The organism is Stieleria bergensis (assembly GCA_007745635.1).
GTDB classification, from domain to species: Bacteria; Planctomycetota; Planctomycetia; order Pirellulales; family Pirellulaceae; genus Stieleria; species Stieleria bergensis.
Genome location: CP036272.1, coordinates 2,657,489 through 2,681,501, shown reverse-complemented (window position 1 = coordinate 2,681,501; position 24,013 = coordinate 2,657,489). Strand labels below are relative to the sequence as shown.

Annotated in this window: 18 protein-coding genes; 14 read left to right on the top strand and 4 right to left on the bottom strand. The window is 51.0% G+C overall.

Annotation, left to right across the window (positions count from 1 at the left end; translation table 11 throughout):
* The first annotated feature begins 7 nt into the window (after positions 1–7).
* The 4 genes from SV7mr_RS09080 to SV7mr_RS09065 all read left to right on the top strand — a co-directional run bounded on the left by SV7mr_RS09080 (position 8) and on the right by SV7mr_RS09065 (position 4,277).
* Entirely contained in the window at positions 8–1,126 is a 1,119-nt protein-coding gene (locus SV7mr_RS09080; RefSeq protein ID WP_145271257.1) for a nucleotidyltransferase domain-containing protein, read from the top strand.
* A gap of 316 nt (positions 1,127–1,442) precedes the next feature.
* Complete coding sequence (locus SV7mr_RS09075; RefSeq protein ID WP_145271255.1) at positions 1,443–2,057, top strand: putative nucleotide-diphospho-sugar transferase; 615 nt, start codon at positions 1,443–1,445, stop codon at positions 2,055–2,057.
* 128 nt (positions 2,058–2,185) lie between these two features.
* Positions 2,186–3,040: a polysaccharide biosynthesis protein gene (locus SV7mr_RS09070; RefSeq protein ID WP_419188299.1), complete on the top strand. Its 855-nt coding sequence runs from the start codon at positions 2,186–2,188 to the stop codon at positions 3,038–3,040.
* Between the two features lie 556 nt (positions 3,041–3,596).
* Entirely contained in the window at positions 3,597–4,277 is a 681-nt protein-coding gene (locus SV7mr_RS09065; protein ID WP_145271251.1) for a glycosyltransferase family 25 protein, read from the top strand.
* Between the two features lie 37 nt (positions 4,278–4,314).
* On the opposite strand, the gene SV7mr_RS09060 is transcribed toward SV7mr_RS09065, so the two are convergent.
* Entirely contained in the window at positions 4,315–5,673 is a 1,359-nt protein-coding gene (locus SV7mr_RS09060; protein ID WP_419188298.1) for a hypothetical protein, read from the bottom strand.
* Positions 5,674–6,474: 801 nt separating this feature from the next.
* Between SV7mr_RS09060 and SV7mr_RS09055 the strand changes: the two genes are divergently transcribed.
* A complete protein-coding gene (locus SV7mr_RS09055) occupies positions 6,475–8,022 on the top strand; it encodes a 4-alpha-glucanotransferase (protein WP_145271247.1) in 1,548 nt (515 codons plus the stop codon).
* A gap of 780 nt (positions 8,023–8,802) precedes the next feature.
* Here SV7mr_RS09055 and SV7mr_RS09050 read toward each other — a convergent pair.
* Positions 8,803–9,717 carry an IS3 family transposase gene (locus tag SV7mr_RS09050; RefSeq protein WP_145277861.1) on the bottom strand — a complete coding sequence of 305 codons (915 nt, stop codon included), beginning with the start codon at positions 9,715–9,717 and terminating at the stop codon, positions 8,803–8,805.
* Positions 9,718–9,764: 47 nt separating this feature from the next.
* Positions 9,765–10,079, bottom strand: coding sequence for a transposase (locus tag SV7mr_RS09045; RefSeq protein WP_145271091.1), 315 nt, complete (start codon positions 10,077–10,079; stop codon positions 9,765–9,767).
* Here SV7mr_RS09045 and SV7mr_RS09040 point away from each other — a divergent pair.
* From SV7mr_RS09040 to SV7mr_RS09000, 9 genes are all read left to right on the top strand, one after another.
* Positions 10,073–10,621, top strand: coding sequence for a hypothetical protein (locus tag SV7mr_RS09040; protein ID WP_145271243.1), 549 nt, complete (start codon positions 10,073–10,075; stop codon positions 10,619–10,621). The genes SV7mr_RS09045 and SV7mr_RS09040 overlap by 7 nt on opposite strands.
* Positions 10,618–13,317, top strand: coding sequence for a GAP1-N2 domain-containing protein (locus tag SV7mr_RS09035; protein WP_145271241.1), 2,700 nt, complete (start codon positions 10,618–10,620; stop codon positions 13,315–13,317). Before SV7mr_RS09040 ends, SV7mr_RS09035 begins: the two co-directional genes overlap by 4 nt.
* A complete protein-coding gene (locus SV7mr_RS09030) occupies positions 13,314–16,217 on the top strand; it encodes a hypothetical protein (protein ID WP_145271239.1) in 2,904 nt (967 codons plus the stop codon). The genes SV7mr_RS09035 and SV7mr_RS09030 overlap by 4 nt, the downstream gene beginning before the upstream one ends.
* Entirely contained in the window at positions 16,214–17,146 is a 933-nt protein-coding gene (locus tag SV7mr_RS09025; protein ID WP_145271236.1) for a DUF4339 domain-containing protein, read from the top strand. The genes SV7mr_RS09030 and SV7mr_RS09025 overlap by 4 nt, the downstream gene beginning before the upstream one ends.
* Positions 17,147–17,154: 8 nt before the next feature.
* Positions 17,155–18,036 carry a MotA/TolQ/ExbB proton channel family protein gene (locus tag SV7mr_RS09020; RefSeq protein WP_419188297.1) on the top strand — a complete coding sequence of 294 codons (882 nt, stop codon included), beginning with the start codon at positions 17,155–17,157 and terminating at the stop codon, positions 18,034–18,036.
* On the top strand, positions 18,037–18,867 hold the full coding sequence (locus tag SV7mr_RS09015; protein ID WP_145271232.1) for a hypothetical protein: 831 nt from the start codon (positions 18,037–18,039) through the stop codon (positions 18,865–18,867).
* Entirely contained in the window at positions 18,864–19,769 is a 906-nt protein-coding gene (locus tag SV7mr_RS09010) for a hypothetical protein (RefSeq protein ID WP_145271230.1), read from the top strand. Before SV7mr_RS09015 ends, SV7mr_RS09010 begins: the two co-directional genes overlap by 4 nt.
* Positions 19,770–20,166: 397 nt before the next feature.
* The gene (locus SV7mr_RS09005) at positions 20,167–20,718 is read left to right on the top strand and encodes a vWA domain-containing protein (protein WP_419188296.1); all 552 of its coding nucleotides are present in this window, start codon (positions 20,167–20,169) and stop codon (positions 20,716–20,718) included.
* Positions 20,719–21,153: 435 nt separating this feature from the next.
* The gene (locus tag SV7mr_RS09000) at positions 21,154–21,375 is read left to right on the top strand and encodes a hypothetical protein (RefSeq protein ID WP_419188295.1); all 222 of its coding nucleotides are present in this window, start codon (positions 21,154–21,156) and stop codon (positions 21,373–21,375) included.
* A gap of 399 nt (positions 21,376–21,774) precedes the next feature.
* Here the strand turns inward: SV7mr_RS09000 and SV7mr_RS08995 are convergent, their stop codons facing one another.
* Positions 21,775–22,554 (bottom strand): hypothetical protein, encoded by a 780-nt coding sequence (locus SV7mr_RS08995; protein ID WP_145271224.1) that lies wholly within the window; start codon positions 22,552–22,554, stop codon positions 21,775–21,777.
* Positions 22,555–24,013: the final 1,459 nt, after the last annotated feature.

Sequence of the window (24,013 nt, the reverse complement as noted above, 5' to 3'; positions counted from 1 at the left end):
GTGAATAATGCTACAGGAGTTTGTGCAAGCTACGCATCGGGTGCCGTTCCTGTCGCACGGTTATCGTATTTTCTACGCTGCTGTGCTAAATCGTTTCATTGCGATGGTCCGCAAGCATGCTGCAGTAGAAACAGTGATGCTCAAAGGTTCGTACGCTCGGAATGAGCATGTTCCGGGAATGAGCGATATTGATCTGGCAATTGTCATTCGTGACAACACGACCTTTGATGAGATGTGTGAGATAGCGAACTCGATCTGTTCGTTCAAGCAAGGGAAGGTGCTGTCTAAGTGTCCCATTGTGGGTGAAATTGAAATTTTTACCCGTGCGGATGTGACGAGTCGGATGTTTCAGGCGTATGGAAGACGCTTTTCTTGGCGCGTTGTTTCAGGGCAGCCAGTCGCGATCACAAACTGTTCATCAGATGCAGTGGAAAAGGTTTGGGCTCAGTTTGGGAAATTTGCTTTCTTTCATACGGTTGCGCGTAGTATTGCCGGGCCCAAGTCGCTGTTGCACCGAGATTCAGGGCTTGCCAATGCGTTAGGTGTTCGCGAAGTTTCGAATGATCACCTGCAGGCGTATATCAGTTTAGTGAGGCGGTTTGAAGAGTTGCTCGCGCCGTTTGTGTCGGCGGATGATCCGTATCCAAAAGAGTTCGTTGCTGATCATGTTGGGCCATTCACTGGTTGCGGAGACATGATCAAGAAGCAGTATATTCTCGTCGAAGATTTTGAGATTCCGGAAAATGCTACGGAGATTGTGCTCGACGCTGCTTGGAGTGAATGTTGGTTTCTCCCGCCATCATTTGTCGGCCCTAATGCGATGCGTTTTGTGATCGGGCCATTTGGCGACCGAGGAAATCGAATGTGGTCGGAGATGAATCTGCAGACGGTGCGATATCAATGGCGAGGTGGTTTCCTGAACAATGTCACCTCTGAGGGTTTTCTGTCTCGGTATGCCTACAACGACCTCGTTCGCCTAATGCGAACTCTCTCACTAAATTCTTTAATGCCGGATTGTGATTTTGAGGTCCCGGCAATGGTGCGGGTTGGCGAGAAAGTTGATCGGGCAGGATTTCAAGAACTATACGAGGTACTTGCCTCGGTGCAATATCCTGAGGAGCAGTGATGACACTGCGCCGCCGTAAAGTTGCAGTGGTTCGTTATATACCCGGTGCTCTCGTGATACTCCGGTTTTGGGTGGTTGAATTGACAGAGTGTTTCGCTTAACTCAGCATCGTTTTTATTGGGCTTTTTTACGCTTCGTAGCTATACTTTTGGTCGGCGCAATTCCGGAAGAAATAGAAAGTGCTTGCAGAAAGTTGTGCGGAGATTCGGAAGCGATTGTGATTAGTGTGGTCAAAGTGAAATAGGTCGGATCCCGGTGGCAAGTAGTCCAATGTTGTTCACGAAAACAGTGCGTAAGTTATTTTGGAAACGAGAGAATGAGAGTCTACACATTATTCACACCTTCTCATAAAGGGTTGTACGAAGATTATTTTCTAAAGACTCTTCCGGATGAGTTTGAATTGCACGCCACTGAGTTGTTCGAACAAGAGTGTCCCACGGGAAGTTTTTATCACGAGGGCTGGGACAAAATTTGTTACAGAAAAGTCGAGTTGTTCGTGGCTGCGTGTGAAGAGAGCATGGGCGAGCATTTTTTCTACTGTGACGTTGACGTTCAGTTTTTTGGAAATGTGGTTGATCTGCTTGTAAGGGAAATAGGTGATTTCGATATCGCGTGCCAAGATGATGTGACCGCGTATTGTTCCGGCGTTTTTGTATGCAAAGCAAGCCACACTACGTTGGCAATGTTCAAAGCAATGAAGCGTAACTACAATAGAGAAGATCAGACAACGCTGAATGAACATCTGCATATGTGTCAGCACAAAAAACTATCACCGGCGTTTTTTACGTATGGCCGCGTTGCAGCACGACCCTGGTCTGGTGAAAGGTTCCGTGTGCCAGAGAACGTACTTCTTCACCACGCAAATTTTGTGATCGGCGTGGAAAACAAAAAACAGATAATGGATTACACGCGAGAGAAAAATTTTTCCTAGCGATGGTGTTGTATTGCACGCGGCTTCTCTTTGATGTGAGCAGAGTTGGCCATTGGCGTTACCTGCCCAAGGTGGATCCTGCATATTTCCAGGAACGCATCGGTTGGTAAGGACGAGGAGATGGGATTGTGAAAGTATTTATAACGGGAGTGTCTGGTTTCCTGGGGCGTCATTTATCTCGCTACCTTGAATCCAAAGGGCATCAGGTTGCCGGTGTTGACATCAACGTGAAGACAATTGCGGAGCTTGATAGAACCAACCCTTCTATACCCGTCCTGCATGGGTCCATTTGTGACTCGGGCATAATCGAGGAAATAAAGAGCTTGTTGGAGCGTGAGTGCATCACGCACGTCGTTCATGCTGCAGCCAATAAGTACATCGATAGGAATGAGGAAGACCCACTCGAAGCGATTGGGGTCAACGTTACAGGCAGCGCTAACGTTGCAAGGATTTGCAAAGATCTGGGGTTGCCCGTTCTAGGCATTAGTACTGATAAGGCTGAAAATCCCAGTTCGATTTATGGGTACACTAAACTACTGATGGAGCAATTGTTTGTGGGGATGGGGTACGGTTGCTATCGGGGGGTGAATTTTTTTGGCAGTGACGGCAGTGTCGTACCAGTTTGGTGTGCTCAGGTACAAGCATCGCAGTCGTTGTCTGTTAGGGATCTAAATTGCATTCGATATTTCACACCGATTCAGCAGGTTGCTCGCGAGATTGTTTCGTTGCTTGAGCAGGAGGAACCGACTGGCTCGCTAAGCTATCCTGAAAGTGTACATTTGTTGTCGTTGGGAGACTTGCTCGAATCTTTTATATCGTTTTACGACTACCATGACTATGAAGTGGGAAAGATGCTGGAGTGCGAGAAGATTGAGGAAGCAATCAGCAAAGAGATTCAGGTCTCTACTGCGACAAAGGCCACTGTTCACGCATGGTTGTCTGGCATGAACGAGTTTGATTTGTTGCAGCATAGGATGTGCTAAGAAATTTGGTGTTGGTCGGACAAAAGGAATTGGTGGGCAAGCTTGCCAATTCGTTTCTGATGGCGATTCTTTTCAAGTAGAAGATTTGTCATTGCTGAATTGTCGCGGGTGGATTCTCGCGTGCACTCTTTTCGCGGTAACTTGTCGCGTAGGGCTTTGTATTTGATCGTTCGTAGCCTGCCAATGATGTCGTTTGATGCATGTTTGTGAACCGTTTTCTTTTTGGTTTGGAGGATTTGTGCGGATACGGCGGAAAGGCTGGGGGCTTGAACACGCTCGGAACTTCAGATTTGTGTTGCTGAGATGAGTGCTTTGTTTCTACGTTCGTTTCAATGGGAAATTATTTACTCATGCAATTGACCCGTTAGAATTGGCGTGTTTAATAGGACTCGGTGTCATCGTCAGTTGTTAGACGGTCATCTTCAGGATTTCAATCATACGGAAACCGCTGAGGGGACTTTGGTCATGGTCTTATAAAGCCAAGAGCGTTCTTTCAGTGACCTGATCACTGTCCTAATGATGTGGATCGTGTCAAAGTTTTATCCCGTGTTTTCGTATGCGAAACTCAATTAAGATCGATCTCCGTGCAACGGTTTGCAGCTGGATCAATGTGGATGCGGACGTGGAAAAGGCTTCGCAGATGGAGTCGTTACTCGGGCGAGTGCAGATGCAGCAGCATCGGCGTTTCAGTGGTGTCACTGGGATTGCACCGCACGCGGGGGTCAACCATGGGGAAGAGCATTACCGCAATTGTGCCGAGAGCCATTTTGGCGTGCTGAGGGCGGCTCTGCGAGATGACACCTTTCCGCTACTGGTGCTCGAGGATGATGTAGAGGTGCAGGGATTTCCAGATTCGGCGATTGAATGTCCTGGCGATGCGGACGCTTTGTATCTTGGTACTAGTCATGGCAATCCTGACTATGCTGCTACTCCTGTTTCAGAGGACTTGTTCAAGATTGAACGTGTTTATGCGGCTCACGCTATCGTCTATTTAACGCGGGCCTTTGCAGAAGCGGTGATCACCGACGGGCTACACTCAATCTATGAGCGCGATGAACCCTTTGACGTCGCGGTGGCATTCCAGACACAACCTCGATTCCGCGTCTACGGATTGCGAACTCCAGTCTTCTACCAGAGCAATGCGAAGAATAAGGTGAATCAGTGGGAACACATGACGCGAACTCCGCTTTCTCCAACCTGTTTAAACGAGGTTGAGGCGGGAGCGGTTGGTCTTTAGAAGGTGGAGAAACCTGTTGGATTCGACAGGTGTGGGGTCAATCAATGTAGCGTTTGACGGGAAAGCGGTCTTTACGAACCATCTCATCGATGATGTATCGCCTGACACGCGGGTACCACAGCAGGACATCGCGATAGAAGCGTAGTTGGTCCCGTGCCTCTATATCAAGCTCTGCCTTGAACACAGAGAGGTTGAAGTCGGCTAGCCGACGACTAAGATCTCCGTACATTGCCTCGCACCAAGTGATCGTATCAGGGAGACTGGTTTCCGCATTGGCGACCCGAAGGCAACTTGTCGCGAGTGACTCAAGTTGTTCGAAGACGCCGACGGCTGCGTCTTTGGGAAGTTTGTAGGAATCGGAAATCTCGGGTAGCGAAGCGACCCCTCCCGGAGAAAATTCCAGATGTCGTTGGACTTGCACGGCGATCATCGCGCCAACGAGTGACGCCGCGGCCTGTTCTGGAAGGTTCGGGCGGTGACCAGTGTTTGCCGGTTGGTGGAGTACGCGTGTGGATACCCCCTGTCCGTACGCGAGTGGTTGACCGATCGCGGTGGAAAGTGGGAGAAGTAAATTGGCGATCAGTTCATTGTCGGATCGATAGCTGGTTCGAACCGTTTGTAGTGGGTTTCGTCGTGAGATGCGATCGTCCGTCAGGAACCACCACGGAAAGTTGTCGAGCCCGATCCGAAGATTTCTCGCTATGCACGATGAAATGTGGGTCTCGGAGTGCCGAAATGCGAAGAAGCCATTTTCACCGGCTGGGATGGTTCTATGTTCGATCGGTCGCCCCGCATTTGAAATGGTTGCGTCGACGATCGCAACGGTTCGGAAGTCTGGGATTCCGTATTCGGTTATAGCAATCGCTGCAATCTCGATGTTGCGAGACTCGTTTTCGTGGACCGGTTCCGCGTGGCTGATTGAGAATCGTGAGGGTTCGCCTTTCTGCAGCATTCTTTCGAATGCTAAGTGCATGGTGTCGCTGCGGCCAAACGAGACAGGAACAGAGCCGAGGGCCCCCCGCCTGAGATCCGAGACTGTCCGACCGAGCGGTTCAAAGGCAGCACCAATGCGATTCGGACGCATTGAGATTTGACCACCCAGGTCGGAGAAACGATCCGAGCTGTGCAGGATTTGACTGTTCTCGACAGTGCCGGGGAAATCATCAAGGCAAATCTCCAGCACAGGGGCAGAGGCGGGAACGCTGGTGTCGTCGTCCATCGAGAGCACTTTGCCGAGCAAAGGCAATTCCGTGGCGAGACGACTTTGTGCGTAGCCGCTCCGGAGAAGCAAGTTCTCTAAAACCCTTTCGCAGGGGCGTAAGCGTTCGCGCACCTCATCTGCGACCAAGGTTCGTGTTTCGGTGTCTTGGAGGAAGATTTCAGGACGTTGTTGCACAGGGCGATCCGGGTGGTGAATTGCCCACACGATATTAGCCGTTTTTTGCTGAATGTCGCAGTCGGCGGTCTGGTCGCCAATCACGATCCGCGAGTCCTCTGCCAAGTTTTCTGACTCTAGCTTTGTCGCAATACTGCGGATCCATCGGCCGAGTTCACCCGGGGTGTTGCCCGCGGCATCTTGCCACCGACTTCGCGTTGGGCAGCAGATGGTTCGCGCAGCTTCTTCTTTTGGGAGCGTCGCCGATTCGAACCGACCATGTGCGTGCGTCATACTGCTGCTACCTCGACGGGGGACTTATCGGCTCGCCTGAGGCAAGCATGGTTCTGTGAGCATTTTTGACATGGGAGCCGGGTCCGTCGATACTCATCGCTGCGTTCTCTTTGGTTCTGCATGGAATACCGGGAAGCCTTTCTGACCAAATATGCCTTGTCGTATGGTCACTTTTAGGGATCCAAATTACACAACCATCGTCATTAGCTTTATAAGACATCAGGGGATCGAGTTGAAGGTGCAAGGTGTTTGCATTACGAGGTCAACCTCTTGTCGAGATGAACAGTTGGGCTAGATGGGCACGCAGGCTGTTCGTAAGGGCAGGGATAGTCGGGGCGGGCACTGTGGGTTGGAAAAGTAATAAGGATTGTAACTAAGCATGATTTCTCCGTGGACCTGAAGTCGATTCGGATTAACATCATCGAGAACGTCGGCTTACGGAGGCGTTCGTCCTGTAGCCGCGACGATGTTCTGTTTGCGGCTGATCAGGAAAGTGGGTGGTTGCCCTAGTGTGAGTTATGCGTCCCGATGAAATCAATGAGCGTGTCTGAAATGTCCCGCAGGCATCCGCTGTTGGCGGATCGTACTGCGGGTGTGTTGCTTCATCCTACTTCGCTACCCGCGATAGATGGTGCGGTTGGTATCGGTGATCTAGGTCCGACAGCTCGTCAATTCACCGAGTGGGTTGCAGCGGCGGGTCTGCAGAGGTGGCAGGTTCTTCCGATAGGCCCTGTGGGCGACGGTGATTCCCCCTACAGTGCCCTCTCAAGTTTCGCAATCGAACCAATGCTGGTGTCCATCGCAGATCTCGCGGAAGATGGTTACCTGCCAGACTCGGCTGTCCAGTGCAGTGGGGAAGACGAGAAGGCAGACAACCGAGGACGAGCGGGTTGGCGTCGTGCTCGAAAATGGAAGAGGCCACGTCTTGAATCCGCGTTCAAAACATTTTGTACTCGCAGAGGAACGCTTGGGATACGTGGTAGGAATTACGTGGATTTCGAGGTTCGGCAGGCAGGTTGGCTTCGGGCGTGGTGTCGCTACGCAGCAGGTCAGGCTCAAACGATGCGGGCGTGTGCTGAATGCGAACGTGATCCGAACTATCACGCTTTCCTCCAGTTCATTCTTGATCGGCAGTGGGGCAGGCTCCGGCGGCATGCTTCTGAAAGAGGCGTTCATCTCATTGGCGACATCCCCATTTTCTGCGCACCTGATAGTGCCGATGTCGAGTCAAGGCCGGAGCTCTTTCGGCTTGATCGTGCCGGGCGGCCGACGATGTTGACTGGCGTGCCGCCACCGTCTGAACCTGATGAGGAGATGTCTAAGGTTTGGGGTGCGACCGCGGTTGAAGAGGGGCAATTGTGGGGGCATCCCCACTACAAATGGGCAGCGCACCGGAAGGAGGGGTGGGCATGGTGGCAAGACCGGGTTCGTACAACCCTTGAGAGGTTCGACTTGGCGCGAATCGATCACTTTGTGGGGTTTCACAATCTCTATGAGATTCCGCGCAATGCCACTGACCTCCGTGCGGGACACTGGCGACGTACACCCGGAGCCGAACTGCTTGCATCGCTCACAGGGGTTATTGGTCCGCTACCCTTCATTGCTGAGGATCTTGGGGATCGGGTTGAGCCTGTGAATCGTCTTCGCGATCAGTTTGGTATTATCGGAATGCGAAGCTTGCAATTAGCTTTCTTTGGTACGCCATCGGCTGACGCTGAACTGCCGCACAACCATCCTCGCGAGTGTGTCGTATATCCGGGAGGACACGATAATGACACTGTGGTGGGCTGGTACCGTAGCATCAAAGCACAGACCCGCCGCCGTTTCATCGATTACGCTGGTCCTTCTGCTGCTTCTGACCCCGCCGGCGCGATGATTAGGTTGGCCTTCACTAGTCCCGCCGGCACGGCGATCGTCCAAATGCAGGATCTGCTACGTTTGGGAAAAGGTGCCCGTATGAATCACCCCGGCGATCCGAAAGGGAATTGGTGCTGGCGTATGCGGCGCGATGATACGACTTCCAAACTTGCCAAAAGTATCAAGACGCTTGCTGCCTCATCCGAGCGTGTTGTTTGATGCACGCTAAAGACGAATGGAGATTTGTCGGGGCCTTTTTAATGCAATTCCGTCAAACAGACCTCACGGGGGGAATGGCCTGCCGTGCGATTGCACACGAATCGAACGGGTAGGGGTGGCTACAGCTGGAGTTACGGTCTCGGTTGTTATGTTCTGCTTATCACTCAGCATTGTTGATCAAGCATTTAAATTGTTGAGGAACGACGGTACCCGCATTCTCGAGATGAAGGTGTGTAAGTGCCTGTCAGTTTGTAAACGAAAGTCAGGTACGCGTTATGAGGGGTCCGTCTTTAACGGTAACCACCAGTCATGTTGGCAAATTCGCATGCTTGATGATCGTGGTGATGAGATCTGGGTTGGGTCGAAGAAGGTAAGTGTGCCCAAGTCGAACGTGGGAAACAGATCGCCGGAAGTGTGAGCAGCGTCTCAGGTTAAATGGCAAATTGAGAAGTCGTTTTTTGAGTTTAAGACGATTGTTGGTGAAACCAAGGTGTTGGGCAAACTCCTCAGGGATCACTGACCAAGGCGTTGACAGCAGGTGGGGCTGTCTTGGTTCAACGGGAATTGGAATTTGCTAACCGGCGAGTAGTACAGGATGGCGGCTTCCTGCCGTGAAGATCAGGCATCCTGCCCGAAGTTTTTTCGCATTGTGGAAACATCGAAGGGAAGAGTAGCGGCATCGTCTGACACCGCTGCCCTTCGACGTTTCACTTGGCACGGCGCTCGGGTTGGTCCTCACCAGTGCCCTATCCTCCGACCAAGTTCTCTCAGTCTCTCACATCAGCTCGCGATTGCAAGTGATGCTTGCTCGCGACGGCGTGAACGAGCTTCTTCAAGCTTGCGATCACGCTCTGCATGGATCTCGCCGGACAGGCCATTCAAGCAGTCCGCTGGCGTGATGTAACCGATCCCGCTGTGCAAACGCGTCTCGTTGTAATGACACACATAAGCAGCTATTTGCTTGACCGCTTCGTCACGATCTCGCGGCGGATTGGGACGAATGCACTCCGTCTTCAACGTCCCGTAAAATCGCTCCTGCTTTCCGTTGCTTTGCGGGTAGTAAGGACTCGTCGTCACATGCGTCAAACCGTTGAAGCGAACGAATGCTTTAAAGTCTTTCGCGATGTACTGCGGACCATTGTCGCTGATGATTCGGGGCTTCACACCGGGATGTTTTTCCAGCGCTGCTTGAATCACAATCTCAATATCCACTTCCGTCATCGACTCGCGAAGTTCATGGTGCACGATGTAACGACTGAAGCCATCGAGTACCGTGATCAAGTAAAAAAACGTTCCACCAACGTTGATGTAAGAAACATCGGTATGCCAATGGCTATGCGGCTTTTTAGGCTGTTTGAAGCCTGTTCCTTTGAGCGACTTGGTCGCGGATTTGCGGTCCAAACGCCCCGCTGCTTTGAGAACGCGATAAACCGTCGAAGGGCTCACCGCAACGATGTCATCGTCAAGCATCATGAAAGTCAATCGGCGATAACCCTCCAGTGGATTCTTGTCATGGAACGCGACAATGGCTTGCCGCTCCCAATCCGCGAGCCACCAGTCGCGAGGGATCTTTCCGTTGTGGTCATTGACCATTCCGTAGCGTTTCTTCCAGGTGTGGAACTTGTTGGCCGCCAAGCCAAGCCACAGCAGCAGTTGCTTTGCAGGCAGCTCAGTTTGTTTCGTCCAATGGTTGATGTAATCGACGATTTGGTCTCGTGTATCGTGAGGAACCCAGCGACCGGTTAGAGCTCCCCATTTTCTTTTTTTGAGCGGATGTTCTCCTCCATCAGCTCAGAGATGACTTCGTTCTTAGCGTCGAGTTTCTCACGCATCTTCTGGAGCTTGGCATCGTGCTTGGACGTTTCAGCCTTCGTCGATCGCGGCGACTCAAAAGAGCGTTCAGCCTGTTGAAGCACGGAATTGATCCAGTTGTGGATCATCGTTGGCTGGACGTGCATCTCGTCAGCGATCTGCGAGACAGGAATTTGGTCTTTAAGATGCCTGCGAACCGCATCAGCCTTCTGTGAAGCGGTGAAAGATCGTCGTTTTTTTGTCATCAGAATTCTCCTCGGGGGGTGAGATTAATTCACCGGAGGCAAAATTCCAATTCCATGAGAGGCAAGACAGTCATGCAGGCCTCCGCGATGACGAGCATCATCAACGCCCGGTTACAATTGTCGTGACTAAGTGGGATAGCTGGAAAGAGTTGTTGCCAGATCTTCGCAACGACGATCCGTATAGCAAACTGGATGGCAATAAATGCTCCGTCCTGAATCTTTCTGCAATTGAGTCCGCTTCCCAAAAGTTGAAGCAGCTGCTCGCTTCGCTCTGTCCAGAGATTGTCTCGGCCGCCGAGAGTTTTGCGAAGGACCTTACTTTTATCCCGGTCAGTGCAACGGGTGTCAGTCCGGAAGTTGATGGTGAGACCGGTACTCTTGGGATTCGCCCAGGCGACCTTCGGCCGTATTGGGTGGAGGTTCCTCTTCTCCACGCGCTTGCTTTGCATTCCAAGGGCCTTGTCCAAGCTGGCACCAGTTCAGGGACAAGGCAAGCCAAAGAAAGTGTCGTGCTCAATAATGGAACTGGTGGCACGTTATGAGTTTTGAACTGCTCTACACATCGGCCCAGGCAGGATTGCGACAGGGTACTAGGGGATTTTGCACCGTGCTCAGCACGGCTGGGCTACCGGTCAATCTCGCTAATCGACTTGAGTCACTCTCTGGATATCGGCACGTCTACCAACCGCAAAGCGAGCGGGCGGACCAGAATCCGACCAATTGGTCTCACATCAAATTAAAGGCATCGGGGCGTTCTGTCTCGGTCTTGTCCCGGGTCTCCTCGTACGGTGTCGACTATACAGGTCGGACCAACAAATTGGCCCATCATGTTGTGGTTGAGCCTGATGAAAAGGTCGCAGCGGGGCCGGCATCGCTTCTAAAGAATAGCCAACTAATGTGTCGGGATTGGGACGGTGAAACCGCAATTCCTCAGCAAGGGCCTCGGATTCCTGATGTTCCGCCACCGAGTCCAGCGATTTGCAAGGCGTGGCAACAAGCAACGGGAGATGCCGGTTGGGCAGGAGTTCTTGCCGATGCTTGGATGCAATCGAGAAGTAAACCGGTCTGGGTCGTGTTCGACGTGGCTCAAGGCGGAGTCGTCTTGGACTTGCTTTGCGAGTCTATCGCACTGCTTCCAGAAGAGCATCGATGGAATGCAACCTTTAGTACTTACTACACCAAACTGCCCCCCGAAGCCGAATGCAAAGTTCGTTTTGTACTCAGCGGAAGCGAGGAAGCTCGGATGGCCCCCGCAAGTGGACGCGTCGTTAATCTGTCGGCGCCGGGGAACATCGGCCAACAGAATGAGTGGATACGCTTCGCCCGCCATGCGGCGAGCCAACCGGTGATCAAAGAAATTGATGCCGAAGTTCCCAGCCAGCGAGAAGCAGCTTTCGTAGAAGACGCGACTCTCCCTTGGGAAAGCCCAGACTTACTCTCGGACGATTCCTTACCAAACTTACTGCCACCATCGGTCAGAGCAAAAGAAGGTTCAGCTCGTGCCACCCATTACAAAACGCCCAGGGCTCCTGGTTCGAGCACGCCACCAACGATTTCGACAGAACAATTTGACAACGCTCGATGGCTATGGGGGGCTCTGGCAATTTGCTTGCTGATTTTAGTGGCTGGAGGGGCGTTCATGCTGGTGAAACGACCTCTTAAGGCAATCGCTCAGAACCGTGTCGAAATTGAGGAACCAAGTGAAACGACCGCGGTCGATCCTATGATCCAGCAGGCTAAAAAGAAGAAGGATAAAAAGAAGAAGGATGATTTGTTTATTAGTCTCCGCCTCCTTGAAGACAAATGGTCGGAGCTCGCTGGCAAAGAATATCTAGAGGTGCCTGCCGTTTCTGAGGATAGCCAAGTCGAGCTCAGCAGTATCTTGAAGGAGATTGACGTTGCAGGTGAGGAGTTAGAGAAGTTGAAAATTCAATTCCCTGACAAAGCACCACAACTCGCCGAAATGAAAGCGACTGTATTGAAAAAAATTACCAAACTGGAGTCGTGGCCTGTTCAAGAAGTTGTAAAAGAGCTCAAGGAACAGCGGAAAAAGTTAGAAGTGCAAACATACATCCGTGCTTTGCGCAAGGAGATTAGCGAGTTAAAGCTCAATTTTGAAACCGCAAAAATTTCGGCACCTAAGCTACGAGCAGACGTCGATTCGTTGAAACATAAGGTTGAACGGGCAAGCAGCGGCATGGAGCAGAACTCCGTGGATTTTGAGCAGCGTATTAACACGTTGGACCAAGAAATAAGCAAATGCGAAAAAGCGAAAAAAGACATCGGCAACTTGGCGGATAGATTTGATAAAATCAGCAAGAAACAAATTGCTTGGCCCAAGCTGATCAAAGCTGAGGAGGCCAAGCAGATCGCTGCTAAGGAGGCCGAAGAACTTCTTGCAAGGACGATGGAACTTACGGTGACGGTCGGTGCGGCAGGTGGATTTGGGATACACGGTGAGAAAAGGATAGCGATCAAAGAACTCGGGGACGCGAATAGCTACAAATGGTCATTATTTGATGAGAAGTCTTCCCATTTGGCGAAGCCCTCTCCAAGAAGCGAACTCAAATCAAAAGCAATGTCGATACCAGAGCAGCGATTCTTGCGGTTTGCGACCGAGACTTCGCCGGATGGGGCGCTCGTATTCTTCTACGAGTTAGACCTTTCGAAGCAATCTGATCAAATTGACAAGCTAAACGAGTTTGAAAAAACCTGCAATCATTTGTCGAAGGAGTTGCATCAAGCGACTTTGAAAGCCAAAAACTTAGAGAACTGGAAACGATCAAAGCTCGACCAGTTGCAAGGTGCAAAACTTCCGGATGCGGTTCAAGAACTAAAAGACAGTATGGTTACTCTGCTGAACGGCCTTCCGGGAGCCCACTCTCTTTCTGGAGACCAGCTTTCTCGAGACGAGTTTCTGGAAAAGCTTAAAAGGGACGGAAAGAACGCTGAGGATTTAATCGAGTTGATCGATGAGTTTGAGAAGAACAAAGAGGAATTACCCAAAGCTAAGCGTCTCGAGTTACCCAATCTGAGAGTGCATGCAATCGCCCTAAGGGACAATGTTAAGAGAGCAATTGATATGTCTTCAAAGCTTAACGATGGAATCGAATTGAAACTGGGACAAATAGAGCTTCTAGGACCTACACCGCAAAACATTTATATTACACGAAAGATTAGCGAAACGGTAGTAAGCCCACTCCTGCGAGTTTCGAAGTACACCAAGGCCATACCATGACAGGCATCACCCAGCGGATTCGCGAATCGCTTAGGCAGCGAGATGGTATTACAGAGGAGGCAATGCGTTTGCTGGCCTCTGAGTATTCTGAGGAAGTGTCTCGGATAAATAAGCGGCTTGCAAACGTCGGCTCCTTGTTGGACAAGGGACTGAAGTCTGAAGCGATTCATCAGGCATCCATCGCTCCTGATGTTGTTGACGATGCATCAGTTTTTGATTTTCCAGAAGCTGAAGAATGGTTTGATATCCTCCAGTTACTGGGAGTCCCCGCACCTCCCGCAGTTAATCGAGAGCGTGCTAATCAAATTAATGCAGCGATCGTCGAGAATCAGCGGCTGACAGGTCAGCTGAAGAATCATCGAAAGATGGCGTTGGCCCGGGCGCCTTTGGCATGGAGGCTGAAGGTATTGCGTCAGCTTGTCGAGAATGACCCACTGAATTTATCCTGGAAAGATGATTTGGAGAACTGGGAACGCGGTCGCCTGAAAGAGATTCGAAAGGAGGTTCGCGAGGCAAGCAAATCAGCAGATGTCAGCACGATCGTCGAGTTGAGACGGGAAATAGATGAGACAGCCTGGACTATAACGCCCGACAAAAGCCTTTCTGCTGAACTGGAGAATGCGAGTGCTAGGTTCGAATCGATCAAAGCGCAGTCTGAAATCAAGTTGATCGGTCCTCAAGTTCATGAAGCTTTCTGCCAGTTTGAGGAGGATAAGGTACGAGTACTGCTAAAGCGTTGGGCGCAGAACGCCGCAAAGCTCGACCGCCCGGCTCCGCGGGAAATCGCCGAGCAGATCGAGGCCGCTAAGGCATGGATCGCGCAACTCGACCACGATGAGGAAGAGCGTCGAAGTTGGAGTCGTGCAATCGGTAAGCTAGAAGCTACCATCGACCGCAACGCATCTCTTTCAGAGTTGGAAACCGCGTATCATGGTTGTACGAAGTTTGACGAACCGATCCCATTGGACTTGCTGCGTCGGTATCAAAGCCTCGCTGAAGAACGAGCTCTCACCAAACGTCGATCGTTTCAGTTAGGGATGGGAGGCATCATTGCGGCATGCGTTTTATTGATTGCTGCGTTTGCTTGGTGGCAGTACAAAGAAATGCGCAGCCAAAAGATCGAGCTCGCTGTCGCAGAATTTGAGACGCTGCTGAAGGAACAGAATTTCGACGGCGCAGAGCAATTCCACGCCGATCTTAAGGCTCGCGAAAAGGACATTGCTGATCATCCGTCGATTGCTTCAATCGCACTGCAGCTTGAAAAGAAGGTTCAAGAAGAAAAAGACAGAAAGAGCAAGTTTAAAGAGTACCTAGAGATCGCGGATCAGGCTGAAGCAGGGGACATTGATCGTTCCGCACTATTGCGAGCGGAAACGCTGGCCAAGACTGAATCCGAGAAAGCAGCTGCGTTTAAGGTCCAGCGGAGATGGAGTTTGTGGAAAGCTAAAGTTGAGAGTTCTCAGACCTTGAAGCAACTTGAAAAACTGAAAGCTCACCGGGGCAAACTCGACGAACTTGAACAAGGTATTGTCGCTGAAGAAACACTTCTCGGCATTGCCATCGTTGCCTCTGAGTTAGAAGCGATTCTGAATGAATTCCCCGAAGCTTCAGAGTCTTCGATTAAGCAGGTCAAAGCGGCACATGAGAGAGCAACGCATCTCCACTCATCACTGCGTTCGCGGATGGAGCAAATGCAGAAAATGGATGTCGCGTGGCAGAAGATCCTTTTGTCACCCTCGTTGGATAGCTTGGCCGAAAATCTTCAACGTTTCAGTGAAGCTTTCCCAAATTCTCCGATTGCTGATGAGTTGAATTTTGTCGCTGAAGAAAGTGACTTGTGGACTGCAGCACTGTCGTGGAACGAATTTATTGAGGCGACATCGTTGGCTTTGCGAGCGGATCTTTCTGAGGAAAGCATGAAGGCTTTCCGGGCGGCACAGGATCAAATGAATGACTCGGTAGGCGAACGCCTTGACGGCCTACCGAAAGAGATTGCATCGTGTGTCTCAGAATTAGACGAGCATCGAGAGATTCTCAAACGAGTTTTTGATGGGTTACCTGCGATTGTCTTTAACGACTTCTACACTGTTGTCGAGTCAGATGGTGATCGCGAGCGGTACTTCGTCTTCAAGTCTTACTTTGACGCTAACCGCAAAACTTTTGCGTCAGATGCCTCCGGTAGTTCGGTCCTGCGCGGCATTGAAGTTGTTGTCAATCAGTCCGGCGCCGTCGCGACCAGAGGTCTATCAGGTGACCTGCATGTTTTCCCCGAGCCCAATCAGTCAATCACGAGGTTGCTTGATGAATACCGGCGGAACGAGACTGAATTTTTAACAGATTGGTCCGGGCAGTTTTTGAAGCTCATTGCAAATCTTCAGGCTCGTGATGAGCTTGATTCGCAAGTCAAAGAGATTCTGGTGTCTTATCTTCTCAGCGGTGCGTGCGAGGGAAGTGATTGGCTGGAGACACAACTTGCGGAACAACTGCAAACACTAAGTGAGAGAAGCTCCCAAACAGAAGATTGGTTTTCACCCAAGAAGTTTGAGTCGAACCTGGCCGGCGGACTTCAGGATTCGCTGCGACAGCGACTTGCCGATGTTTACGGAAAGCGTCCGCAGCCACTTTTAGAAGTTAAGACGCTGGAAAAGATGAAATACACTTGGGTCGGAGTCTTGGGCTCTAATCGTTACGGTGAGTTTGAGGTCAGCCTTCTCCAGGACCGTCTTGACACCGTCAATGATGAAGCGGGCCGTTTGGCAGTTGTCCGATCAAGTTCGGATGGACGTGCAGACTGGGTGGTAATTGGTAATCTTCGGTCAGGCGAAGCCGAACTATTGGAAGACACAGACGATTGTGTTGTAGGACGACCGGTGTTTTTTTTCCCGAGCAAAAATAGATGAGCAGCGACCGTGTTTATATCCGCTTCAAGGGAAAGACGCTTGGCCCTCTCTCCCTTGAGAAGGTAAGAGAGCTAGTCAAACGTGGGCAGGTTACGCGACTCCACGACGTCTCTGCGGACGGCATCTCTTGGATGCAGGCCGAGGAGTTTGGTGACCTTTTTGCAACAAAGCCATCGGCCGCGCCCAGTTCACGTTTGGAATCGTCGAACAACGACAATCAACTTTCGTCACGCGGTCCTGTTCTTGCGATTCGAGAAGGTGAGCCGCATGACAACTCCGTCGAGTGGTATGCTCACATCGACGGCGAACCCACGGGACCACTAACACTTACCGAAATCGATGCTCTCATCAAGTCGGGAAGTCTAACGTCGAATACTCTGATTTGGCGAGCGGGTTTTGACGATTGGCTACCAGCCAAATCAAGTCTCCCGGAAAGGTTTAGTCAGGCACCACTGGCCTCGATGAATTCGCATGAATCGCCAGAAGCAGAAATCACCAGAGGGCGAGTAGGAATTGAAAGTCGTTCCATTTTGAAAGGCATGGTCAATTCGCGAATTTCAGTATTATTTCTAGCAATTTCAATAATGGTCTTCTCCAGTTTGCAATTGCTCTTTTTTATGGCGACTATGTTGATTGCGGATGTCGCTTCATGGAGTGTGGGAAATGAAAGAGGATCGGTACCTGCGGGGCTTTGCGGAATCACTATTAGCGGCCTAATGTTCGCGGCGGGAGTACTTTTGCTTAGATACGCGAATAGTCTCAAGGGGCTTTCAGCCGAGAGGGAGGACCTTGCAATTGAAGCTGTGCGGCGTGTTGGAGTCTTCTGGAAATACTGTGCCCTCGTGGTGCTTGTTTTCCAAGTTCTTTCGTTAGGTGGATTGCTCTTGACCACAGTGCTTGCGGCAGCAGTCGCCTCTCAGGAAATTTGATGGAATCTATGCCCCAACAATTTAATCGAAGTGATCAGTCCGTTAGTCCGGCGTTACCGCGCCCGCTAAGTGTTTTGCGTGCTGACCCGGAACGTCTGCTAGGCGTACGGGCGGGAAGCGGTACTGCAGTCAACTCAGGGTTTGCGGGTCTTGTCGCGATTGTGTTGACGACCTTTTTCTTTTATGGAGTGTACCTTTTTCCCGAAGGTCCGTTTCGCTCCATGCTGCTGGAACGTGGCCCCACCCAATACATCGCGGTCTTTCTTGGGCTATGGTGCGCTGTGATTTTGGTTTTCAAAAAACGCAAACTATCGATTCAGAGACGCGCGCTCCGCCACGCTGTCATTCCGGAAAATCATGAGTTTGTTCTGACGACCACCTCCGCCGATCAGGTGATTCGAGCGATCTACGCAATTGCTGACGATCCACAACGCTTCCTTGTTTACAACCGCATCCTTATTGCGCTCACAAGTCTAAAGAATCTGGGGCGAGCCAGCGATGTGGACGACATTCTTCGGTCAATTGGTGAACGCGACGAGTCCACGCATCAAACTTCGTTCGCGACATTGGGCGGATTTTTGTGGGCGATCCCGGTGCTTGGTTTCATTGGCACCGTTTTGGGCTTGGCGAGTGCGATTGGGAATTTCAGCAGCCTACTTGACAATCAGACGGATGTGAGCGGAATCGTTGGTTCGCTCAAAGAAGTCACTGGCGGGCTTAGCACAGCGTTCGAAACCACGCTCTTGGCGCTCGTCATCGCGCTGGTCTTACAGCTCTGGATCACCTCGCAAAAAAAGGCGGAGGAAGTGTTCTTAGACGACTGCCAGGACTATGGGCTACGGCAGATTGTCAGTCGAATCAAGGTTCAACGCGAACAGGAACCAAACTAGATGGCTAGACGACGCTCTGTGGGACCAGGCGTCTCATTCTTTGCATTCCAAGACATCATCACTGCTGTCGTTGGCATTTTTATTCTTGTGACGCTCATCTTAGTACTTGAGTTAGCTCAACGTGTAGAAACTGCAGGCGAAAAAAAATCTGCGAACGTCTCACCGCTTTTGGAAACGATCGCCAATCTGGAATCCGAGGTTCAGGATCTCAGAGAAAAGCTAGAAACACGTTCCAAACAACTTGCGACTTCCAGTGAAGTGAATCAATTTAATCGAGAGGAGACCATCGCTACTCTCAAGAACAGTGTGCAGTCCTCCAAGAGGCTAATAGAGCAGGTTCATGCCGAGATAGCTCGCCTGAACGAGCATCAAGGTAAAACCGAACATGAATTTGAAGGTCTGTTGGCGCAGGCAAGTGATCTTGGTCCACTAAAGCAGGACACCGTCAAACTTAACAATGAGTCACAGGAATTTGAGTCGCATTCCCAACGGCTTTCAAGTGACAGTTCGGAGATCTATCGCAGTCGGCTCGAGGATGGTCGGTTCCTCGTTCTGATCACAGTGTCACGAGACGCGATTAAGATCAAGGATAGCCTAACACGTTCGCAGGAGAGTTTCGTCGGCGGGGATCGAGCAGACCGTGTAGATGATTGGCTGGCGTTAACTCCATTAAACGATCGCCACGTACTCGTGTTGGTCGAACCAGGGGGGGCGTCGGAGTTTCGGGCGATCAAGTCTTCGCTTAAAAAGTCTCGTGCATCCTTTGGCTATTCCGTCGTCGAGACGCAGCATTCTGTTCTCCTCGAATTCGAGGCAGCCGACCTAAAATGAGAAATAAGGAAGATTCCGGTTCAAGTTTCGATCTGTTCCTTGATACCATTTGCAACACGTTCGGTGGCATTGTTTTCCTTGCCATACTCTTGGCAATCATGATTCAAAGTCGTTCGATCATCGAGACCAATGATCCGTCCGAGCGGGCCCCTAGTTCTGACGAACTCCGAGATTTGACGACAAAGCTAGATTCTCTTTCGGCGGAGTCTTCGAACTTACATGCGGCTCTGCAAGCATTACCGGAGACCGAACCGACCGGTGATGACCAAGAGTACCTCGATCTGCGCAATGAACTTTCTGAATATGAAGAAACTCTGCGGCAAGTTTCCTCCACTCGTTCAGATGTCGCAAAGCAACTCGCTAACTTGCTTGACAGAAACGCAAAGCAAAAAGAAGAAAACCGCGACGTTCAGACTTCGCATTCGGCTGCCATGAAAAGATACAAAGCGGCTGAGAGGCGAAATAGCGCCTTGTTTGAGAGTAAAATGATGACTCTGCAATTGCCAAAGGTGCAAAGCAGTCGCGCGGGGTCGGAATTAGCACTCGTTGACCGCAGCTATGGCTATTTTTCGGGGCCAATTGCACTTTTTTCGGGGGTTTCAAGTACCGGTCAGATTCGCTTCACCCAGCAGGATTCAGGAAGTTGGGGCGTCGAGCCGATAGTAGGCGAAGGTTGGGAACTGGCACGTTTGCAGGAAAACCCAGAATTCCAGAAACTACTCGGCGATATTGCGAGTAGCCGAAAAATCTTGACGATTGCTATCTGGCCAAACTCATATGCAGATTTCCACATCTTGAGGGGGCTGTTGATTGAAAAAGGTGTCTCTTACCAACTTTGGCTAATGGAAAAGGATCAGCCTCTGACGTTGAGTCGCGGTTCAGGAACGCAAATGGTTCAATAGTGGCGTCAGGTCCACGAGAATCTCTTTGATGCGACTGCATTCGATAATGGGCGTCAATGGAGAGAAGGCCGAGACCACTTAAATATTTGTTCTTCGGAGATGATATCGAATGAATAGGCAGTCTGGCCCGCCACCGCTGTATCGCGAAGGACCTCCGCTTGTTGAGCGGACTTCACGGGAACGGGAGGCCTACTGGTACTGGATTGGACTTGCGATATCTGCTTTGGCACTCTTGATCATTTTCACTGCGATCCTTGTTGGAAAATCGAGAGGGCTCTTAGGAAATGGGCGAGGCCGCGAGGGCGAAGGGGCAGGTGTGCACTCCGGAAACACCCAATCTGACAGGGGCGACCGATTACGATCAACCAGTCGGACGAAGCCTTCCAAGCCTTCACGGTTGATCGAGTTTGACACTAATCCTGTCCCGCTTTGTGAAGGAGTTGGCAACCCGCTTCGAGTAAGTGAAGAAATGGGGTCTGTTGTTTATGTGATCGACAAATCGGGGAGTATGTCTCTTTCCCGGTTTCAGAGTGTTTTGAAAGCGCTGAAAGACTCCATCGACGCCTTGGATTCGCAGCAGATGTTTGCAGTGTTGATGTTTGACACAAGTGCGTATGAGATCACGCAACCAAGTCTTGTTTCAGCGAGCGATTCAGTTAAGCAACGAACCAAGAGGTCGCTAGATCGTGTCACTCCAGGCGGAGGCACCTCTCCTTTGGGAGCCGTTAAAATTGCTTTGGATCTCTCCCCGGATTGCGTGGTCATCCTCACTGATGGCGAATTTGATTCTCGCGAAACTGAACAAATTACGAGTTACAATCGGAGTCGGCCAAAGCTGACGAGGATTCACACCATTGGGCTCAGCGAGGACATGCAAACGCTCGAGACTCTTGCAAGAGATAATGGCCATGGTGTCTTTACCACGGCCAAAATCGTCACCGGTAACTAGCAAACATTTTCAAGCTAAGTGAGATACCGACCGAGTGTATCATCTCTTCTTCCATGATCTGACTCACTGCATCCCAATCGTGGTAAGGGCCATGGGAAGGAACTGCGGATCGTTTCCAGGGGAAAACTTCACCGACGATTAATTCGTCTTAGAGAAACTCATGCCACTCAATCGAGGCATGGGGAGCCTCGCATTTGCAAGTCTGTTTGAGCGTTTCCCGTTTCCATCCATGACGTGTTCACTGTGATTGCCATTAGCACGTCGTCTAGACTCTTGTGTTTCCATGCGTAATGCTTCCGTTAGAACCGGACGTTTCAGTTTGGTGAGTTAATCTCTTGACTTCCTCAGGAGATTTCCATGCCTCGTAGAAAGCGAGGCACCATCAGTGGCTAGCAAATCGTCCACCGACATCCGGTCGGTCAAGTTCCGATCTCGTTGCTCTGTGAAGAATATCGAATCCAGCCCACTCTGTTGTACTGGTGGCAGAAGCAACTCTTTGAAAACGGCGAGAAAGCGTTTGAGTCGACAGGCAATCAACAACGCAAAACCAGCCACGAGCAAAAAAACGATAAGCTAGAAGCAGAGTTCGTTCACAAGAACGAAGTCGTCGATGAACTGCTAGAGGAGCACGCCACGTGCCCCCACATGATCGTCTGACCGCAAGACACAGGGGAATTCATGAAAGTCGAGACAGAAAACTAAGAGCGGCAAGACAACATCGCGCTGAACAACGTCAGCCGGACTTGGCTTGTAGCGCGTAGGCCGTTTGGAATCTGCCTTCGTCGGAGCCATCGATTGGTCGCTCGCCAAGTCTTTGGCGGCGAACTGGTGGAGACAGAGAAGGTGATTTCACTTGCCTTTGCTGGAGATTCGCGCGTGAGCGCAATAGGCACTGCTTCCAAAAGAGATTAACGACTCAGTTCGAAAAATCAATTTCACGCTGAACCAAAAAACATGACGGGAAACGTTATAAACTTCACGTCGAATGCAATGGGCATGGCAAAAGTGTTCTCCACGTCGCTGTTTTTGAACACGATTGAATCGCTTCTCACACAGCTAGTTTTGATCATTCCCACCGATCCAAGCGTTGTAGAGTGCCAAGAACGCCGACTCCAGTGCTCCGACGTCCTCTTCCATTGCGTCCAGGCTAAGCGATGACGCTTCTCGTTTGACACTCTGGATTAAGGCCAGGTACCGCGCGTAATCACGGTTCTTTGCCTTACTGATCAGGCTGTCCGCCGTGATTTTATCGAATCTATCCTGGGTGGATTCCGTCAGCGAAAGCAGGGCTTTAAACCGCACCACAACCTTTGCTGACTCCGGGTCACGCAAGTAGTCGCTGATTGTATCTGTGAGCGACAAGCAAGAGCCCGGTCGTGTGATCATTTCACTGTTGATTCTCTCCATATACAGGAGTGCAGTACGCTTATTGGCAGGATCTTTGATTTTCAAAACGAAGCGGCGGAGTTGCCCACAAGAATCCGTTAGCTCGTTCGTCAGGTTCCGTCTGTAGGCATTCCACGCCCGGCTCAATTCGTCCTCTGGCGACAGTTTCCGTTTCTTGACAGGTTTCTCCCCGTTTGCAACTGTCTGAGGGATCATCGCGTGTAGGTCTAAGAGCGCCTGCCGCTGGCTATCGAGATCCAGTTGGTCGATGTCGACTTCAATGGTCTCGGAAACTGTCCGAAGTCTCAGTTTGCCGAGAAAGGTGACGCCGACGATCTCTGCTCGGACTTCGGTTCCCGCTTTGCTTTTGAAAGTCTGCCACTCCGCGAGTGCAGTGCATGGCAGCAAGAAAATTGCCAGCGATTGGCAGATGTGGATAAAAGATCGCATGGGGTTCCTTGTTTGCGCAAAGTTCACAAGCCGACTCGACGTGTCCGAATCACCGTTGAAAGTTGTGCGAAAGAATCGCTGATGTCCGAATTTGCCTTCTGGGACGTTTTTGTTTGTCGGAGGGTGCCAACTCATCAACGATTTTAATCTTTTGCAGGCCCCTCGGCAAGTTTCATGTTGCAAACCAGACAGGGGTTCTGGAACTTTTTGCTTGGGTATGCGTTTGTTAGGGCTTATTCGGTCGTGACACCGATTTTATCGATGTTCTTCCCCGAGACACTATCTACGACAGAGTGACTATTCTTGCTCAGGCTGTCGCCGAAGCAAGTTTTCTAGTGAGTTTCTGGACGGCGAAGTGGCTGTCGCGGTACAGACTTGCGTTGGTCGGTAATCTAGCGTCGGCGGCAGGCACTGCGTTCCGCTGGAAACCTCTCCTGCAAAAAACGATTCAGGGCATCCGCTGAACCCGATCCCTCAGGCTCTGGCCTCTGAAACGACACACGCGAGATCAAATGCATTGCGTGATCCGATAGGCGAAGAACCAACGGGAGCGGCATCGGGGACAAGAGAAACGTTCGGCCTGTCGCAACCGGAGCATGCTCTACCCTGTTGTCGGTCACCAGTCTTTTTCATGTCGCGGCGAGTAGGCTCCCTTTCCAATCAGATGCTATTTGTTGATGCAGCCCTGTGTTTAACGCATCGATAATGAATGACACATGAACACAAAATGTGCGCGCCGCCCAGACGCTCTCACAACTCCTTTGGGAAAGTCACTGCAGATTGTTCGCTAGTCAGCAAGATTTGCTCAGTCCCTAACGGGCGACACCAAGCGCCGCCGCCCGCTGGTCCTGGATCCTGCATGACGCGTTTCGTTTTACATTGGTATGGTCGATGACGAAGCGGACCCCGGAAAAATTGCGTTGCGAAGAAGATTGAAATTCAGCGGCTCGGCGAGTGGATTGAATTCAGGAAAATCTCGGCTCCGTGCCTGCGGGGCAATGCTTGGTTCGTCGAGTGATTGTCGGCGCCGGGCGGACGTCCGACGTACGTTTCCGGTGTACCCGATTCAAATTCCAATGGGCCAGCGGTCGTTGCAATCAGCAGCCTGGTTTTCAGCGTTGGTGTCGACGCGTTTCGGACGGTCCAGCCCACAGCTTCAAACGCAAATGGAGGCAATCGTTGCAGATGCAGAACACCAAGACGCCCGAATCAAGCCTGATCATTTCGTGAGATTGGGTGCCGATGAGTTCTCCAGATCCGGGACCTCGGACATTGCGTCGTTTGCACGACGAACGTTTCGATCGTCTTGGGATAGCCGTCCTCCAAATCGGTCGCGTGCATTTGCGATTTCGGACTTTGTTAAGCGGGGCTCTTGTTGCGATACTGCGTGACGGCACTCGGAAGAAGAAAATTAAACAGATAAAAAAAAGAAATCTGCGTTGGATTTGGCGTGGGGCGG

Excerpts from the sequence above, each read along its gene's own strand:
- SV7mr_RS09030 (WP_145271239.1), top strand. The coding sequence starts at position 13,314 with ATGACAGGCATCACCCAGCGGATTCGCGAATCGCTTAGGCAGCGAGAT.
- SV7mr_RS08995 (WP_145271224.1), bottom strand. The coding sequence starts at position 22,554 with ATGCGATCTTTTATCCACATCTGCCAATCGCTGGCAATTTTCTTGCTG.
- SV7mr_RS09035 (WP_145271241.1), top strand. The coding sequence starts at position 10,618 with ATGAGTTTTGAACTGCTCTACACATCGGCCCAGGCAGGATTGCGACAG.
- SV7mr_RS09075 (WP_145271255.1), top strand. The coding sequence starts at position 1,443 with ATGAGAGTCTACACATTATTCACACCTTCTCATAAAGGGTTGTACGAA.
- SV7mr_RS09010 (WP_145271230.1), top strand. The coding sequence starts at position 18,864 with ATGAGAAATAAGGAAGATTCCGGTTCAAGTTTCGATCTGTTCCTTGAT.
- SV7mr_RS09080 (WP_145271257.1), top strand. The coding sequence starts at position 8 with ATGCTACAGGAGTTTGTGCAAGCTACGCATCGGGTGCCGTTCCTGTCG.
- SV7mr_RS09015 (WP_145271232.1), top strand. The coding sequence starts at position 18,037 with ATGGCTAGACGACGCTCTGTGGGACCAGGCGTCTCATTCTTTGCATTC.
- SV7mr_RS09045 (WP_145271091.1), bottom strand. The coding sequence starts at position 10,079 with ATGACAAAAAAACGACGATCTTTCACCGCTTCACAGAAGGCTGATGCG.
- SV7mr_RS09065 (WP_145271251.1), top strand. The coding sequence starts at position 3,597 with ATGCGAAACTCAATTAAGATCGATCTCCGTGCAACGGTTTGCAGCTGG.
- SV7mr_RS09020 (WP_419188297.1), top strand. The coding sequence starts at position 17,155 with ATGCCCCAACAATTTAATCGAAGTGATCAGTCCGTTAGTCCGGCGTTA.
- SV7mr_RS09025 (WP_145271236.1), top strand. The coding sequence starts at position 16,214 with ATGAGCAGCGACCGTGTTTATATCCGCTTCAAGGGAAAGACGCTTGGC.
- SV7mr_RS09055 (WP_145271247.1), top strand. The coding sequence starts at position 6,475 with ATGAAATCAATGAGCGTGTCTGAAATGTCCCGCAGGCATCCGCTGTTG.